Here is a 15505-nt window from a genome sequence, read left to right as displayed (position 1 = left end):
CGCCGCGTGGAGCACGTGGTGGAGCAACGGGTGGGGCGCCTCGACGGCGCCGACGTGTGACGGATGGGGAAGGGGCGGGCCTTGGACCGATCGGCGCCGGAGAAGAAGGACGAGGCGGAGTGGTTCGTCCGCCCGGTACGCAGCATCGCCCGGCCATGGCGCGAGGAGCTGGCCCGGCGGCTGGCCGCCGTGGACGCCCTGGCGAGTGCCGAGCGCGACGTGGTGCTGGAGGCGGGCCACACCGCCCTGCTCGGCTCCCTGCACGCGAAGCTGTCCCGGCTGTTCCTGATCGAACTGCACGCCCTGCGCATGGCGGAAAGCGGCGGACGCCTCAAAGACGACACGGGAGACGACACGGCGACCTGGTCAGCCTTCATCGAGCAGGCCGAGGACGAGGACTACCTCGGCCGGCTGGTCGACCGCTACCCCACGCTCGGAAGGCGGATCACGTCGGTGGCGCGGCTGTCGGTGACGGCCACGGCCGGTTTCGCCGCACGGCTGGCAGCCGACCGTGAACTGCTGGGGCCGCTCCTGGGCGCGCCCGCGGGGGAGATACGGGCGGTCGTCTTCGGGGAGGGCGACACCCACCGGGGCGGTCTGACGGTCAGCCGGGTCGACTTCGACGGCGGCACCGTCATGTACAAGCCCCGTCCCTCGCAGGTGGATGTGGCTCTGGGCGAGCTGCTGGAGGACGTGTTCGCGGACTTCCCCGACGCGCCCCGACCCGATGAACGTATCCGGGTCCCCCGGACGCTGGTGCGCGACGGCTACGGCTGGGCCGAGTTCGTACGCCACCGCTACTGCGCGGACGACGTCGAACTCGCCACGTTCTACCGCAACGTCGGGCACTGGCTGGCCGTCCTGCGCTTCACCGGCGGCACCGACATGCACGCCGAGAACATGATCGCGGCGGGCCCGGTGCCGGTGATCGTGGACGCGGAGACGCTCTTCGACGCCCCCGCCCCCTTCCCGGCGAGCGGTCGGGGCGACGCGGTGGACGTGGCGGCGGCGGCCATCCGCCGTACGGTGCTGCGCACCGGACTGCTGCCCGTACGCGGCACCGGCTTCGCACTGGGCGGTGTGGACATCTCCGGGGTCGGGGCGCTGCCCGGTCAGCAGCCACTGATCCCCAACCCCGTGATCGCGGACGGCGGCACCGCCGCGGCCCGCTTCGAAGTGGACCTGGTGGCCATGCCCACCGCGGGCAACCACCCCAGCCCCACCCCGGTGCTCAGCGCGTACTGGGACCGCGTCCTGGCGGGCTTCCGCGAGATGACCGCGCGACTGCGTCGGCCGGGCACCGACCCGTACCGGATGCTGCGCCGCTTCGAGGGTGCTCAGGTGCGGCGGATCCTGCGGCCGACACAGGCGTACGTCGACATCGGCCGGATGCTGTGGCACCCCGCGTCGTTGCACGACGAGGCGGCGGCCGTCGAGCGTGCCCGCGACATCCTGCGGCGCAACGCGGAGGTGCTGCCCGGCGCCCCCACCGACCGCGCGGCGATCGACGGCGAGATAGCGGACCTGCTGGCCGGGGACGTCCCGATGTCCACCTTCGTGGTGGACGCGGCCGTCGTACACGCCACGGTCGAGGACTGGCGCACCGCCGATCTGCCCCTGGAGGAGGCGGTGATCCAGGACGCGCTGGTGGGGGCCTACCTCAACGAGCGTTCACTGCCCCAGCGGGTCCAGGCCGCCGCCCGGGACCCGCACGCCCGGGACCGGGAGCGGCGCCGCCGCGCCCTGGCCACCCAGATGGTGCGCCGGCTGTGCGACGGCGCGGTGCGCGGCGAGGACGGCACGGTCACCTGGATCAGCCCGGTCTTCACGCCGGCCGGATGGTCCATCAGGGTGCTGCCCGCCGACCTGTACACCGGGCAGGGGGGTGTGGCGCTGACGCTCGCGGAGTACGTCACCGAGGCGCGGGCCGGGCGGGCGGACGAAGTGCCCGGCGTGTCCGAGGCGTTCGAGGGCGCGCTGCGGGTGCTCATCGGCACCGAGGACCGCACGCCGACACCTTCGGCCGGCGCGTTCAGCGGGGCGGCTTCGCAGGTGTGGACGTGGCTGGCGCTGCACCGGGTGCTCGGTGACGGGTGGTTGCTGGAGCGGGCGGCGCAGCGGGCGCTGCTGCTCGCGCGGGGGCCGCTGGTCGAGGACGACGTGGAGGTGGATCTGCTCAACGGGGCGGCCGGGGGAGTCGTTCCGCTGCTCAACCTGGCGGAGGCGACCGGGCAGGACCGCTGGCTCGACGCCGCCGCGCGCATCGGCCGTCGGCTGTCCGGGCTCGCCGGTGTCGACGCCGAGGGGGCGCGCTGGACGACCCGGCTCAACCCCGAGGGCATCGGCGGCTTCGCGCACGGTGCGACCGGCATCGGCTGGGCGCTGACCCGGCTGGCCCTGAGCGACGCGGGCTCCGCGGCCGAACGCCGCGAGTGGGCCCGTCTCGGTGAACGTGCCTTCGCCTTCCAGGAGTCGCTCTACCGGCCCGAGCAGGGCAACTGGCTCGATGTGCGCGTCGGCGCCGAGGAGGACTTCTTCACCAGCTGGTGCCACGGGAGCGCGGGGATCGGCGTCGGCATGCTCGACCTGCACCGGCGTACGGGCGACCCCGCCCACCTGGACATGGCCCGGCGCGCCGCACAGGCCTGCGCCGCCGAGGGCTTCGGCTGGAGCCACACGTTGTGCCACGGCGACCTGGGGCTGTGGGAGTTCCTGACGTCCATGGGTGCCGGTGACGCCGATGACCTCGACGGCGAGATACTCAGCGGCCTCGAACAGCGCGGGCCGGTGGGTGGTTTGGCCCGCGAGGCCTTCTCGCCGAGCCTGATGTCGGGGCTGTCCGGGGTGCTCCACACCCTGCTGCGGATGCACCCCGAGGCCGCCCTGCCCAATCCCCTTCTCCTGGACTGAAGGGGGCGTTGGAAGGCTCGGACGGTCAGCCGATCCTGTTGCCGCAGATGTTGATGGGCGCGTCGATGACGACCTGGATCAGGTTGCCGGAGAGGACTCCGGGGGAGTTGGCGACGTACCCCTCGGCATAGGCGCTGCCATGGTTGGTGCACTCCCCGCCGCGGGAGTCACCGCGGTAATTGTCCCAGCGGTCACGGTCACCGCGGTCCCGGTCGTTGCGGTCGCGGTCACCGTGCTCACGGTGGTCGCGGTCACCGTGGTCGCGGTCGCCGTAGGAGCCGTGGCCGCCGTAACCGTGGCCGTGGCCCGGGCCGTGGTCGGCCATGGCGGGAGCGGCGGAACCGAGGGTCAGGGCAGTGCCGACAAGAGCGGCGAGCAGGTACTTCTTGGTGTTGGTCATATGGACATGAAAACCGTTGGAATACGATCCCGCGCGCCGGGATCAGACGGTTCACTCGCTTGCCCGAAGCGGCCGGCAGCCGAGGCGGAACGGGGAGGACGAGACCGCGGGAAACGACGAAGGCAAGGAGCTCATCCGCTCCTTGCCACTCTCAAGGTATAGCGCACCGGGGGGCTTGCGGCAAGGCCCCCGCCATGCGGCAGACTCGCATGCCGATGCCAGGACCTGCGGAAACGGGAAACATTCATGATCGACGTGATCGTCGCCGGCGGGGGACCGACCGGCTTGATGCTCGCCTGTGAACTGCGGCTGCACGGAGTGCGCGTGGCCGTACTGGAGAAACTGACCGAGCCCACCGAGCAGTCGCGCGGGCAGGGCCTGCACGCCCGCAGCGTCGAGGTGATGGACCAGCGCGGCCTGCTGGACCGGTTCCTCGCGGTCAGTGAGAAGTTCCAGGCGGGTGGTCTGTTCGGCGGTGTGGTGAAGGCGTGGCCGGAGGGGTTGGACACGGCCCACCCGTACGGCGTCGCCACCCCGCAGCCGGTCACCGAGCGGCTGCTCACCGAGCGTGCCCTGGAACTCGGTGCCGAGATCCGGCGCGGCTGCGAAGTGGTCGGGCTGAACCAGGACGAGCACGGGGTGGATGTCGAGCTGGCGGACGGCACGCGGGTGCGCTCGCGCTACCTCGTGGGGTGCGACGGGGGCCGCAGCACCGTGCGCGGACTGCTCGGTGTCGCCTTCCCCGGCGAACCGGCCAAGGTCGAGACCCTGCTGGGCCAGATGGAGGTGGCGGAGGACCCCGCCGCGGTCGCCGCCGCCGTCAAGGAGGTCAATCGGACGCAGGTCCGGTTCGCCGTGGGCCCTCCCGACGCCGCGGGTGTGTGCCGTGTCGTCGTGCCTGCCGACGGGATCGCTGAGGACCGCGCGGCCGAGCCGACCCTCGACGACTTCAAGCAGCAGTTGCGCGCGTACGCGGGAACCGACTTCGGTGTGCACTCGCCGCGGTGGCTCTCGCGGTTCGGGGACGCCACCCGGCAGGCGGAGCGTTACCGGGCCGGCCGGGTGTTCCTCGCCGGGGACGCGGCGCACATCCACCCGCCCACCGGTGGTCAGGGGATGAACCTGGGGGTGCAGGACGCGTTCAACCTCGGCTGGAAGCTGGCCGCCGCCGTCAACGGCTGGGCGCCCGGAACGCTCCTCGACAGCTACCACACCGAGCGGCACCCGGTCGGCGCCGCCGTGCTGGAGAACACCCGCGCGCAGATCACGCTCCTCGGCACCGACGCCGGCGCGACCGCGCTGCGGAACCTCTTCGCGAAGCTGATGGACTTCGAGGAGGTGAACCGGTACGTGACCGGAATGATCACCGCGGTCGACGTCGCCTACGACTTCGGTGAGGGCCACGCACTCCTCGGCAGGCGGCTGCGGGACGTACGGCTGACGAAGGGGCGTCTGTACGAGTTGCTGCGCGGGGGCCGCGGTCTGCTGCTCGACCGGACCGGTTCACTCTCGGTGGAGGGCTGGTCGAATCGGGTGGATCACGTCGTCGACGCCGGCGCGGAACTGGACGTGCCCGCCGTACTGCTGCGGCCGGACGGCCATGTGGCGTGGGTCGGCGACGATCGCAGGGATCTGCTCGCCCACTTGCCCACCTGGTTCGGCGCGTCGGCGGTGGCCGACTGTGAACCCGCCCGGTGACCCGCCGCCTGGCTGCGGCCGACTGGCGGCCGGGGTGCGCGGTGTGACAGCGCGCACCCCGGCCGGTCCGCTCACGGCAGGAAGTACATGGGATTGGGGATCTTGTACGTCTGGTCGGCGTGGCCGCCCGCGAGGTCGGTGTACTGGTCGCCCAGGTTGGCGACGATCCGGTAGCCGAGGCTCTCGATGTGCCGGCGGGTGCCCGCCTTGTAGTCGACCGTGGAGCAGGTCCAGGTGGGCTTGGCGCAGCTCAGGTAGGCCGGGGGATTGACCTTGTCCTTGAGGAAGAAGTGCGCGCTGTCGACCGGTACGCCATAGCCCGCCGAGGTGAGGTTGGCGGCGCTCGCCTCGCGCTGCGAGGCGTCGCGGCCGGTGAGGAAGAAGACGGTGACGCCCTTCTTGGCCGCGTAGTTGACCAGGTCGGGCATCCCGAAGACGGCTATGGACCGCGCGCTCTGGACGTACGCGTTGAAGGCGGCGGCGTTGTACGCGAAGCCGTTCTTCTTCTCGTAGTCGTACGTCAGCAGGGTCGTGTCGTCGACGTCGAGGACGATCGCGGGCTTGCGGCCGTCGTGGCCGGGGTGTTCGGCGGCCTGGCTGATCCGGCGCTTGGCACGGGCCTCGATCGAGGCGACCTGCTTGGCGTAGTTGCTGGTGGGGGAGGCCTGGTAGGCGCCGGTCGAGTCGGGAGCACCGCCGTAGTAGGCGTTGATCCTGTCCTCGACCTTGGTGATGTTGGGGATCTCCTTGTCGCTCTTCGGCGTGCTGTTCCCGGCGGTGGCCGCGCCGGCGCCGTAGAAGGCGGCGCCGGTGACGGCGAGGGCGGCGACGGTTGCCGCGGTCTTGGTGACAGTGCGCATGGGCAAGGTCTACGCGCATCACACAGGGTTCCACCAGGGTGTTTGATCAATTTTTTACCGGCGGGTAACGAAAGGGTGGGCCCGTTGCGACGGGCCCACCCATGCGCTGCTGTTCGGAGGGGGCGCAGGGGGAGAGGCTCACACCCCGCTGAGCGACAGCTTCGCGGCGAAGCCGAGGAAGAGGACGCCCGCAGCCGATGTGGCGCCCGCCGAGAGCCGCTTGCGGCGGCGGAAGGCGGCGGCCAGCCGGGTCCCGCTGAATATCAGCGTGGACAGATACAGGAAGCTCGCCAGTTGGAGCAGGGTGCCGAGCACCAGGAACGACAGCGCCGGATAGGCGTACCCCGGGTCCACGAACTGCACGAAGAAGGAGATCAGGAACAGGATCGCCTTGGGGTTGAAGAGGCTGAGCACCAGCGCGCGCCGATAGGGCCGCTCGACGCCCGCCCCCTGCTGGAGTTCGTCGGCCGCGCCGGGCTCGGCCACCGTGTGGCGGTCGCGCCACATGCCGAGGGCCTGGCGCAGCATGCCGAGCGCCATCCAGGACAGATACCCGGCACCGGCGTACTTGACGACGGCGAAGAGCAGCGGCGTCGTCTGGAGCAGCGAAGCGGCCCCGAGCGCGGAGAGCGTCATCAGGACCGTGTCCCCGGTCCACACCCCGGCGGCGGCGACGTACCCCGTACGCACACCGCGCCGGGCCGCGACGGAGAGCACGTACAGGGAGTTGGGCCCCGGCGCCAGAATGATCAGCACCAGGCCCACGAGGTATGTCGGAAGATCGGTTACACCCAGCATGCGGGGGAGTGTCGCACACCGGTGCGAGGTGGGGCGGGGGTGTTTCACGATGCGGCGCCGGGCGCCGCTCCCTCATGCGTCGCAGCGGATGCCTCCCCGGGCCGTTCAGCCGGCGCCGTCCGTCGGAAGGCCGCGCGGTAGTCCCTGGGACGCCGCCCGGTGTGCCGCGCGAACAGGGCCGCGAACGTCGCGGAGTCCCGGTAGCCGACCGCCGAGGAGATACCGGCGACGGTACGGTCCGTGGTCTCCAGGAGGTGGCGGGCGCGTCGGACGCGCGCGGACTGCAGATACTCCAGCGGGCTCCGGCCCGTCTCCTCGGCGAAGCGCCGCAGCAGGGTCCGGGTGCTGACGTTGAAGGCGTCCGACAGCGCGGTGAGGTCGTAACGGGAGGCGAGGGCCTGGTCGAGGTGCCGCATCACCCGGTGGGAGAACTCGTCGCCGGGGCGCGGCAGCAGTCGCGCGTCGACATAGGGGGTCTGTGACGTACGCGCGTCGTCGACGAGGGCGATCCGCGCGGTCGTCCGTGCCACGCCCGCGCCGCTGTGCCGGCGGATCAGGTCCAGCGCGAAGTCGTACATGGCGCTGAAGGCGGCCGTCGTCGTCACCCCCTCGTCGGTGACGACCAGCTGGTCGGGCCGGACATCGGCGCCGGGGCAGCGCTGGGACAGTTCGTCCGCGAAGAGCCATGACGTCGTCGCCCGGCGCCGGTCCAGGAGTCCCGCCTCGGCGAGCAGGAACGCGCCGACGCAGATCGACACCACGGCACGGCCCGTGGCGCCGTGGGAGCGGATCGCGGCGATCTCCGGGGCGAGCGGGGCGAGGACGGTGTCCAGGTCGAGGCCCGGCACGAGCTCGAAGCCCGGCACGACGAGGACGTCGACCTCGCGCAGCGGAGCGACGCCCAAGGCCGCGCCGCCCGACGCCGTGACGCGACGGCGGGGGGAGACGACGGACACCTCGTACCCGGCGTGGCCCGGCCCGGCGACGTGCGAGGCCATCGTCAGCAGATCGGGCACGCCGAACACCTCGGAGGCGAAACACCCCGGATAGGCCAGAACCCCCACACGCAAAGCGCTCACGCCCACCTCCTCCCCATGGGATGCCCATCGCAGCCCATGGCGAGATTACCTTCGTGCATGGCGATCCGGCCCCTCCTCGCGCACGGGCACACGCGGGCAGGCTTGCCGCCATGAGTGCTGCCAACGAACGACGCCCTGACGACGACGCGATCGAGGATTTCTCCCGTCGGCTCGTGGAGATCGAGGGAGTGGCGAAGACGGTGTACGTGGCCGGGGCCGGGCCGGCCGTCGTGCTGATGCCGGAGATGCCCGGCATCAGCCCCGACGTCCTGCGGCTGGCGCGGTGGATACGGGAGGCGGGCTTCACCGTCCACGTCCCCTCGCTGTTCGGGGTGGACGGCGCCTACCCCACGGCCGACGCCGGGACCGAGGTCGTACGACGCGCATGCGTCAGCGCCGAGTTCCGCGCGTTCGCCGGCGGCGGCACCAGCCCCGTCACCGCCTGGCTGCGCGGGCTCGCACGCCTCGCGCACGCCGAATGCGGCGGCCCGGGAGTCGGTGCGATCGGACTCTGCTTCACCGGCAACTTCGCGCTCACCATGGCGCTGGAGCCGTCCGTCGTGGCGCCGGTCCTCAACCACCCCTCGCTGCCGCTGGACGATCCCGCCGGGCTGGAGATCGGTGAGGAGGACGCGGCAGCGGTCCGCGACCGCGTAGCCCGCGACGGACTCAAGGTTCTCGCCTACCGCTTCGACAACGACCGCTGGTGCACCGGCCGGCGTTTCGCCGCCTACCGCAAACTCCTCGGCGACGCCTTCGACGGCCGTGTCCTGGACGGCGGTTGCGCCCGCACCGACCCGCCGCCGTTCTTCGCCGACGTGGTCGCCACCCCGCACAGTGTCGTCACCGCCCACCTCGTGGACGAGGCCGGGCACCCCACGGTGCAGGCCCGGGACGAGATCCTCGCGTTCCTGGCCGAACGGCTGAACCCACCCGGAGAAGGGGCCGACGCCCGGACACCCTGACCGGCCGGCCGCTGGGACGTGTCGGCAAGAAGCGCTCTAGGGCAGATCGCCGTTGCCGCCGAGGTTGGCGACGACGCGGCGCAGGACGTCGATGGTCGCCGCGTAGGCGGCGTCGTCGATGCCCGTCCGCATCCGTGTGTGCACCTCGGCGTTACGGTCGTGGGCCCGCAGGCGCCCCGCCTCACCCGCCTCGGTAAGCACCAGCGTGCCGTCGGTCTCCGCGATCCAGCCACGGGAGGCGAGGTCGGTGAAGACGGCGTCGAAGTCGGTGTGCTGGTCGTCGAACGGGGTCAGCTTTGCGGTGAGCGAGGACCGGGTCCAGTGCCCGGGTGCACCGGCTATGTGGTTGAGGGCCCACCAGTGCGGCTGGGTGAGGTCCTCCACGGCGAGTGCGGCGCGCAGACCATCGGTGACCAGGCCCGCGGCCTCTCTGCTCCAGTAGCCGATCGGCTGGGCGGCAAGTGTGTCCTGGGGGTACTCCTTGATCGTCATGCGGTGACCGTAAAACCTCAAGCGGGCATGAGGTCAACTCTCCCTCCCGGCCGCGAGCCACCGGCAGCCGCCGACGCCGCGTCCCGCGTTTTCCGCGCCGCCGGTGGCACAGTGGTTTCATGTGCGGCCGTTACGTCTCCACCCGTAGCCCCGAGGACCTGGTCCGCCTCTTCCGCGTCACCGACTGGCGTACGGAGGAGCGCCTGGCCCCGAGCTGGAACGTCGCGCCGACCGACGAGGTGTGGGCCGTCCTGGAGCGCACCGCGCGCGGGCACGACGACGCCGGACCGGCGGGTCGGCAGTTGCGGCCGTTGCGCTGGGGCCTGGTGCCACCGTGGGCGAAGGACGTGAAGGCCGGCGCCCGCATGATCAACGCCCGGGTGGAGACCGTGCACGAGAAGCCCGCCTTCCGCCGCGAGTTCCTCAAGCACCGCTGTCTGCTGCCCGCCGACGGTTTCTACGAGTGGCAGCAGGAGAAGGACCCGGCCACCGGCAAACCCCGTAAGCAGCCGTACTTCATCCATCCCGAGGACGACCGGGTGATGGCGCTGGCCGGGCTGTACGCGTACTGGCGCGACCGTTCCGTCAAGCACGACGACGACCCGGGTGCGTGGGTGGTGACCTGCACCATCATCACCACCGAGGCCACCGACGCGGCCGGCCGCGTACACCCGCGCATGCCCCTGGCGCTGACCGAGGACCACTACGACGCCTGGCTCGACCCCCACCACCACGACCCGGACGAACTGCGCGCCCTGCTGGACCGCCCGGCAGGCGGCCACCTGGACGCCCGACCGGTCTCCCCGGCGGTGAACAACGTGCGCAACAATGGGCCGGAGCTGCTGGAGGGGTGACGGGGGTGCGGACGGAGACGGCCCTGTCGGGGGCCGGCCGGAACGGGCCGTCCGTGGTGGGGAATCCGGGTGCGGTGCGGCAGGGTGCGTGATAGGACAGTCGCTGATCATCGGCTTGGTTCCAGGGGGAGTTATGAGCAGCGGTCAACAGGTCGTCAACGGTGACGGTCCGGTCACCCTCGTCACCGGCGGGGCGAGCGGGATCGGGGCGGCGACCGTGCGGCGGCTTCTGGCCGAGGGCCACCGGGTCGCCGTCACCGGTCGCGATCAGGTAAAGCTTGACGCTTTCGCCGCCGAACTCGGGGCCGGGGACGCCCTGTTGGCCGTGGCCGCCGACACCACCGACTATGCCGCGGTACAGGCGGCGGTCGAGGCGACGGTCAAGGCGTTCGGGCGGCTCGACCGCGTCGTCGCCAACGCCGGTTTCTCCACCCACGACAACCTCGCCGACGGCGATCCCGAACAGTGGCGCGAGATGCTTCTCGTGAACGTCCTCGGCCCCGCCCTCCTGGTGAAGGCGGCCCTCCCGGAACTCACCGCCACCGGGGGCCGGATCGTCCTGGTGGGCAGCACCGCGGGTATCAAGAACACCCCGGGCAACATGTACTCGGTCAGCAAGAGCGCCCTCACCTCCCTCGCCGAGAACACCCGCGTCCTGGTCACCGGTGCCGGGGTCGGTGTCACCCTGATCGCCCCCGGACGCGTCGACACCCCCTTCTGGAGCGGCCATCCGCAGGGAGCCGCCCCGCAGGGCCCGGTGATGACGGCGGAGAACGTCGCCGACGCCATCACCTGGGCGCTCGGCCGGCCGGCGGGGGTGGAGGTCAACAGCGTGGTGGTCCGTCCGTCCGGTCAGGTCCACTGATTCACGGGCGCACGGGGGGCGAGTCGTGGGAAACCTCGACCGCCCCGCTCGCCGAGTACCCGGCCCTCCGCCTGGCGCTGCTGGTGTACTGGCTCCATCTGCTCCTGCTCGAAATGCTGTTGCCGGCGAGCCCGCGGTACGCGGCACGGGCCGATCTCTTCGCCCACGGCGAGGGCGACGGTGCGTTCACCCACGTGATGCGGGCGGCGGCCGAACGGCGCATCGTGATCGCCCGGATCCTGTACGCCGTCTCGGTGCTGCTCGGCGTCTTCAGTACGTATCTGAGGGTCGGACTGATCGTGCTGCTCCAGCTCAACTCCGGGCCGGCGCCCAGGGTATGGCCGCTGGAACCGCTTCTGATGCCCCTCGGGGCGGCGGGGCCCGGGCGCCCGGGACGCCGACATCCACCTGCCTGTACTCATACGGGTGGTTTAGCGTCGCCCTCCGCCTGCCCTCCTCCGGACGCAGGATGCTTGCCACCTGAGTTGTCCGCGCGACGTGGGTGGAGATGGTCATGGCGAACGGTAGTGTCCTGCTGGCCTTGCGCGAAGATCCCCTCGGCGGGGGAGCGGGGGCGGAGCAACTGCGGCGGATCGGCAAGGAGCTGGAGAACCGCGGCCTGGAAGTGCGCTGGGCGCGGACCGCGGAGGCCGCCTGTGCGGCCCTGCGGACCGAGGCGGGTCTCACCGCGGCCGTGGTGGCGTGGGAGCTGCCGTCCGCGAACGGGAAGCCCGCCGACGCCGACACACAGGGCGCGGAGACGGGCGGCGCCGCCGCCCTGCGGCAGATCTCCCGGCGGTTCAAGGACCTGCCGGTCTTCGTCGTCATGCCGGAGGACTCCGACCACGGCCTGGAGCAACTGCCGCTGTGGGTGGCGGAGACCGTCGTCGGGTACATCTGGCCGCTGGAGGACACCCCCTCCTTCATCGCCGGCCGGGTGGCCCACGCGGCGCACGCCTACGGCGACGCGGTGCTTCCGCCCTTCTTCAAAGCGCTCCGGCGTTTCGACGACGCACACGAATACTCCTGGCACACCCCTGCGCACTCGGGCGGTGTGGCCTTCTTGAAGTCACCGGTGGGCCGGGCGTTCTTCGACTACTACGGCGAGCGCCTGTTCCGTACGGACCTCTCCATCTCCGTGGGGGAGCTGGGCTCCCTCTTCGAGCACAACGGACCCATCGGCGAGGCGGAGCGCCACGCCGCCCGGATCTTCGGCGCCGACCGCACGTACTTCGTCCTGCACGGCGACTCCACTGCGGACCGCATGGTCGGGCACTACTGCGTCACCACCGACGAGATCGCCCTCGTGGACCGCAACTGCCACAAGTCGGTGCTGCACGGTCTCGTCATCTCCGGGGCGCGCCCGGTCTATCTCGTGCCGACCCGCAACGGCTACGGCCTGGCGGGCCCCCTCCCCGCGAGCGAGACCGCCGCGGACGCGGTCGCCGCACGGATCGCAGCCCACCCGCTGACACCGGACGCGGTCTCCCCCGAAGCCCAGTACGCGGTGATCACCAACTCCACGTACGACGGGCTGTGTTACGACACCGTCCAGACCGCGCGGGCCCTGGCGCCCAGCACCCCGCGGCTCCACTTCGACGAGGCGTGGTTCGCGTACGCGCGCTTCCACCCGCTCTACGCCCGCCGGTACGGTATGGCCGTGGGCCCGGACACCTTCGAGGGCGGGGAACGGCCCACGGTCTTCTCCACCCAGTCCACCCACAAGCTGCTGGCCGCGCTCTCCCAGTCCGCGATGGTGCACGTACGGTCGTCTCCCCGTGCCCCGGTCGAACACGACCGGTTCAACGAGGCGTTCATGATGCACGGGACCACCTCGCCGCTCTATCCCGCGATCGCCTCCCTGGACGTGGCCGCGGCGATGATGGACGGTCCGCAGGGGCAGTGGCTGATCAACGAGGCGGTCACCGAGGCCATCCGGTTCAGGCAGGCCGTCGTACGTATCGGGCGCCGTATCGCCGCCGCCGGTGACCGCCCCAGCTGGTTCTTCGGCGTCTGGCAGCCCGAGACCGTGGTCGATCCGGACACCGGGTCCCGTACATCGTTCGCCGATGCCTCACCGGCGCTGCTCGCCCGTGAGCCCGGCTGCTGGGAGCTCGAACCCGACGCCGACTGGCACGGTTTCCCCGGCCTGAGCGAGGGTCAGTGCATGCTGGACCCGATCAAGGTGACGCTGACCTGCCCCGGGGTCTCGGCGACGGGCCGCAGCGAACCGTGGGGCATCCCGGCACGCATCCTGACCGCCTACCTCGCCGAGCGCGGCATCGTCGTGGAGAAGACCGACACGTACACCACGCTCATCCTCTTCTCCATGGGCATCACCAAGGGCAAGTGGGGCACCCTGATGGACGCCCTGATGGACTTCAAGGCGCTCCACGACGCGCAGACCCCGCTGCGGCAGGTGCTGCCCCGGCTCGTCGAGGCCTACCCGAAGCGCTACGAGCGGACCACCCTGCGCGGTCTCTGTCAGGAGATGCACGAACACCTCACCCGCGCCGACCTCATCGACGCCCTGGACACGGCCTTCCGCGACCTGCCGCGCCCGGTCGTCCCGCCCCAGCGCTGCTACCAGCAGCTGATCCGCGGCGGCACCGAACGCCTGCCCCTGGCGCAGGCCTCGGGCCGGGTGGCCGCCGCCATGGTGACGGTCACTCCGCCCGGCATCCCCGTGCTGATGCCCGGAGAGGCCCTCGGCGCCCCCGACGGCCCCGTCCTGCGCTACCTCGGCGCCCTGGAGGCCTTCGACCGCGCCTTCCCCGGCTTCCACAGCGAGGCCCACGGCGTGGTCGTCGACCCGGATACGGGTGACTACCTGATCGAGTGCGTACGGGAGGAGGGTCGGTCGGAAGGGTGAGTGGCCGTGGCTCCCCCGGTGAGGATGGGACCGAGTGGGCGACGGGCGTGGTTGGTATCGCCGTCTCGGGGCATTCCAAGGGGATGCCCCCGTCGACCGCGGGGGCCTGCATGGCAGGAGTTTCCATGACCGACTACGTCATCACCGTGCCGGGGACGTTCGTCCACGGCATCACCGACGACCAGCGTTCCGCGGTGGAGCGCAAGCTGCGTCCACAGGACCCCTCGAACACCGACTTCGGGGAGAACGAGGACCTCAGCCTCCTCACCCTCCAGGACGGCAACATGTTCTCCGTCCGGCTGGAGGTGGAGGCCGCGACGCGCGACGAGGCCGAGACCAAAGCCGTGGAGCTGGTCTCTGCCGCGCTGCGCGACTCCGGACTGGCGCAGGACGACGCCCCTCTGGGGCCCGCGGCCGTCACCGGCATCGACCGCGAGTTCTGAACCGGGCGCGGCGGGGCGGCGCTCCGGGCTGATCGCGGCGGCTGCCGGCGCGCGGGGGACAGAAGCCCTCGCGGCCGGCATCAGCCGCTCGTGGGAACCCCGGGGGCCGGTGGTGCCCCGCACGGCGTGTACGCCCCGCTCCGCGCCGGGACCTGACGGAACACCAAGGCGCTGCCGTAGGGCGTCACAGCCACCCCTGCCGCTGCGCCTGCAACGCCAGCTGGAAGCGGTTCGCCGCGCCCAGCCGGGCCATCAGGACCTGGAGCCGGCGGAAGAGCGTGCGGCGGCTGAGGCCCAGTTCACGGGCGATGACGTCGTCGCCCGCGCCGCCCGCGAGCAGCCACAGCAGTCGGCGGTCGGCGGGGGGCAGACCGCCGGGGCGGGAGGTGCTGCCGTGGAAGGGCAGGGCGCTCTGCCAGGACTGTTCGAACAGCGCGATGAGGGCGGAGAGCAGACCGCACGGCTGGACGACCAGCATGGAGTTGTGCACGTCGGCCTCCATGATGGACAACGACACCAGGGCGTAGGCCTCGTCGATGATCACGAGCTTTACCGGCACCGTCGGCAGCACCCTGGCCTGCTCACCGGCGTTGACGCACGGCTCGACGGCCTCCTTCAGATGGCCCGGGTACTCCAGGGACGCCCGCGAGTACACGACGCGCTGCGTCACCCCGCGCGCGAGCGTGGCCAGCGCGTCGTCGGTGGCACCCGACAGGGGGAAGTACGGCGGTGACTCGAACTGGCGGATCTGCTCACGGGCGCTCGCCCAGGCCTGACGCATCCGGGGGCCGACGGCGTCACCGGTGACGACCTCGACGAGGTGGTCGTTGTAGGCGGCGAGCCGCTGGCGCCGGAACGACTCGAAGGCGCCGCCGACGGCGATGCGTGACTCCTCGACCTCCGCCGCCCGGTGCCGGGCCAGGATCTCCAGCCCCGCGGCAGGCGGGACCGGGGCCACCACGTCCCCGCCCTCCGCGGCGGCGCTGGCGAGACCGGCGTCGACCAGCTCGCCGTACGCGGCGGTGAGATCCGCGCCCTCCAGGCCCGCCGCCGCCGCGATCGCGCTCAGCGGGGCCGGGGCCAGCTCCAGCAGGGCCAGATAGACCCGGGCCGCCGAGGGATCGATGCCCAGGAGCCGCAGGGCCTCGCCGAGTTTCGGGTGCGTCATGGGCCCCATTATCGGCCCGCGTGGGCCGGGACGATGGCCGATCCGTGCCAGTGGCGCTCCTGGGCACCGGGCGCGCGCGGCGCGGAGTACCGTCCAGGCAG

The 15505-nt window shown here is 71.8% G+C and carries 13 protein-coding genes; 7 read left to right on the top strand and 6 right to left on the bottom strand.

Annotated elements, in window-relative coordinates:
- Positions 1-81: 81 nt before the first annotated feature.
- On the top strand, positions 82-2910 hold the full coding sequence (locus ACZ5ID_RS10775) for a type 2 lanthipeptide synthetase LanM family protein (protein ID WP_468895771.1): 2829 nt from the start codon (positions 82-84) through the stop codon (positions 2908-2910).
- Positions 2911-2935: 25 nt separating this feature from the next.
- On the opposite strand, the gene ACZ5ID_RS10770 is transcribed toward ACZ5ID_RS10775, so the two are convergent.
- Positions 2936-3310, bottom strand: coding sequence for a chaplin (locus ACZ5ID_RS10770; RefSeq protein ID WP_468895768.1), 375 nt, complete (start codon positions 3308-3310; stop codon positions 2936-2938).
- A gap of 246 nt (positions 3311-3556) precedes the next feature.
- On the opposite strand from ACZ5ID_RS10770, the gene rox reads away from it, so the two are divergent.
- Positions 3557-5008: a rifampin monooxygenase gene (gene rox, locus ACZ5ID_RS10765; RefSeq protein ID WP_468895765.1), complete on the top strand. Its 1452-nt coding sequence runs from the start codon at positions 3557-3559 to the stop codon at positions 5006-5008.
- Positions 5009-5079: 71 nt separating this feature from the next.
- Here rox and ACZ5ID_RS10760 read toward each other — a convergent pair whose 3' ends face one another.
- From ACZ5ID_RS10760 to ACZ5ID_RS10750, 3 genes are all read right to left on the bottom strand, one after another.
- Positions 5080-5868, bottom strand: coding sequence for an HAD family acid phosphatase (locus ACZ5ID_RS10760; RefSeq protein ID WP_468895762.1), 789 nt, complete (start codon positions 5866-5868; stop codon positions 5080-5082).
- A 138-nt stretch (positions 5869-6006) separates the two neighbouring features.
- Entirely contained in the window at positions 6007-6666 is a 660-nt protein-coding gene (gene leuE / locus ACZ5ID_RS10755; RefSeq protein WP_468895759.1) for a leucine efflux protein LeuE, read from the bottom strand.
- A gap of 44 nt (positions 6667-6710) precedes the next feature.
- Entirely contained in the window at positions 6711-7745 is a 1035-nt protein-coding gene (locus ACZ5ID_RS10750; protein WP_468895756.1) for a GlxA family transcriptional regulator, read from the bottom strand.
- A gap of 110 nt (positions 7746-7855) precedes the next feature.
- Between ACZ5ID_RS10750 and ACZ5ID_RS10745 the strand changes: the two genes are divergently transcribed.
- On the top strand, positions 7856-8710 hold the full coding sequence (locus ACZ5ID_RS10745) for a dienelactone hydrolase family protein (RefSeq protein WP_468895753.1): 855 nt from the start codon (positions 7856-7858) through the stop codon (positions 8708-8710).
- Positions 8711-8746: 36 nt separating this feature from the next.
- On the opposite strand, the gene ACZ5ID_RS10740 is transcribed toward ACZ5ID_RS10745, so the two are convergent.
- A complete protein-coding gene (locus ACZ5ID_RS10740) occupies positions 8747-9202 on the bottom strand; it encodes a MarR family winged helix-turn-helix transcriptional regulator (RefSeq protein ID WP_468895750.1) in 456 nt (151 codons plus the stop codon).
- Between the two features lie 119 nt (positions 9203-9321).
- Here ACZ5ID_RS10740 and ACZ5ID_RS10735 point away from each other — a divergent pair, with 119 nt between their 5' ends.
- The 4 genes from ACZ5ID_RS10735 to ACZ5ID_RS10720 all read left to right on the top strand — a co-directional run bounded on the left by ACZ5ID_RS10735 (position 9322) and on the right by ACZ5ID_RS10720 (position 14236).
- A complete protein-coding gene (locus tag ACZ5ID_RS10735; RefSeq protein ID WP_468895747.1) occupies positions 9322-10056 on the top strand; it encodes an SOS response-associated peptidase in 735 nt (244 codons plus the stop codon).
- 133 nt (positions 10057-10189) lie between these two features.
- Complete coding sequence (locus ACZ5ID_RS10730; RefSeq protein ID WP_468895744.1) at positions 10190-10921, top strand: SDR family oxidoreductase; 732 nt, start codon at positions 10190-10192, stop codon at positions 10919-10921.
- A 514-nt stretch (positions 10922-11435) separates the two neighbouring features.
- Complete coding sequence (locus tag ACZ5ID_RS10725; RefSeq protein ID WP_468895741.1) at positions 11436-13793, top strand: Orn/Lys/Arg family decarboxylase; 2358 nt, start codon at positions 11436-11438, stop codon at positions 13791-13793.
- Positions 13794-13918: 125 nt separating this feature from the next.
- A complete protein-coding gene (locus tag ACZ5ID_RS10720; protein ID WP_468895738.1) occupies positions 13919-14236 on the top strand; it encodes a hypothetical protein in 318 nt (105 codons plus the stop codon).
- 184 nt (positions 14237-14420) lie between these two features.
- Here ACZ5ID_RS10720 and ACZ5ID_RS10715 read toward each other — a convergent pair whose 3' ends face one another.
- Positions 14421-15404: a LuxR family transcriptional regulator gene (locus ACZ5ID_RS10715; RefSeq protein ID WP_468895735.1), complete on the bottom strand. Its 984-nt coding sequence runs from the start codon at positions 15402-15404 to the stop codon at positions 14421-14423.
- Between the last annotated feature and the right edge of the window lie 101 nt (positions 15405-15505).

This window comes from Streptomyces sp. NPDC031670 (genome assembly GCF_055580545.1).
The sequence above is the reverse complement of the archived record's forward strand: the minus strand, read 5'-3'. Positions and strand labels throughout refer to the sequence as shown.

Coding starts and splice junctions, on each gene's coding strand:
- ACZ5ID_RS10770 (WP_468895768.1), bottom strand. CDS start 3,310: ATGACCAACACCAAGAAGTACCTGCTCGCCGCTCTTGTCGGCACTGCC.
- rox (WP_468895765.1), top strand. CDS start 3,557: ATGATCGACGTGATCGTCGCCGGCGGGGGACCGACCGGCTTGATGCTC.
- ACZ5ID_RS10760 (WP_468895762.1), bottom strand. CDS start 5,868: ATGCGCACTGTCACCAAGACCGCGGCAACCGTCGCCGCCCTCGCCGTC.
- leuE (WP_468895759.1), bottom strand. CDS start 6,666: ATGCTGGGTGTAACCGATCTTCCGACATACCTCGTGGGCCTGGTGCTG.
- ACZ5ID_RS10745 (WP_468895753.1), top strand. CDS start 7,856: ATGAGTGCTGCCAACGAACGACGCCCTGACGACGACGCGATCGAGGAT.
- ACZ5ID_RS10740 (WP_468895750.1), bottom strand. CDS start 9,202: ATGACGATCAAGGAGTACCCCCAGGACACACTTGCCGCCCAGCCGATC.
- ACZ5ID_RS10735 (WP_468895747.1), top strand. CDS start 9,322: ATGTGCGGCCGTTACGTCTCCACCCGTAGCCCCGAGGACCTGGTCCGC.
- ACZ5ID_RS10730 (WP_468895744.1), top strand. CDS start 10,190: ATGAGCAGCGGTCAACAGGTCGTCAACGGTGACGGTCCGGTCACCCTC.
- ACZ5ID_RS10725 (WP_468895741.1), top strand. CDS start 11,436: ATGGCGAACGGTAGTGTCCTGCTGGCCTTGCGCGAAGATCCCCTCGGC.
- ACZ5ID_RS10720 (WP_468895738.1), top strand. CDS start 13,919: ATGACCGACTACGTCATCACCGTGCCGGGGACGTTCGTCCACGGCATC.
- ACZ5ID_RS10715 (WP_468895735.1), bottom strand. CDS start 15,404: ATGACGCACCCGAAACTCGGCGAGGCCCTGCGGCTCCTGGGCATCGAT.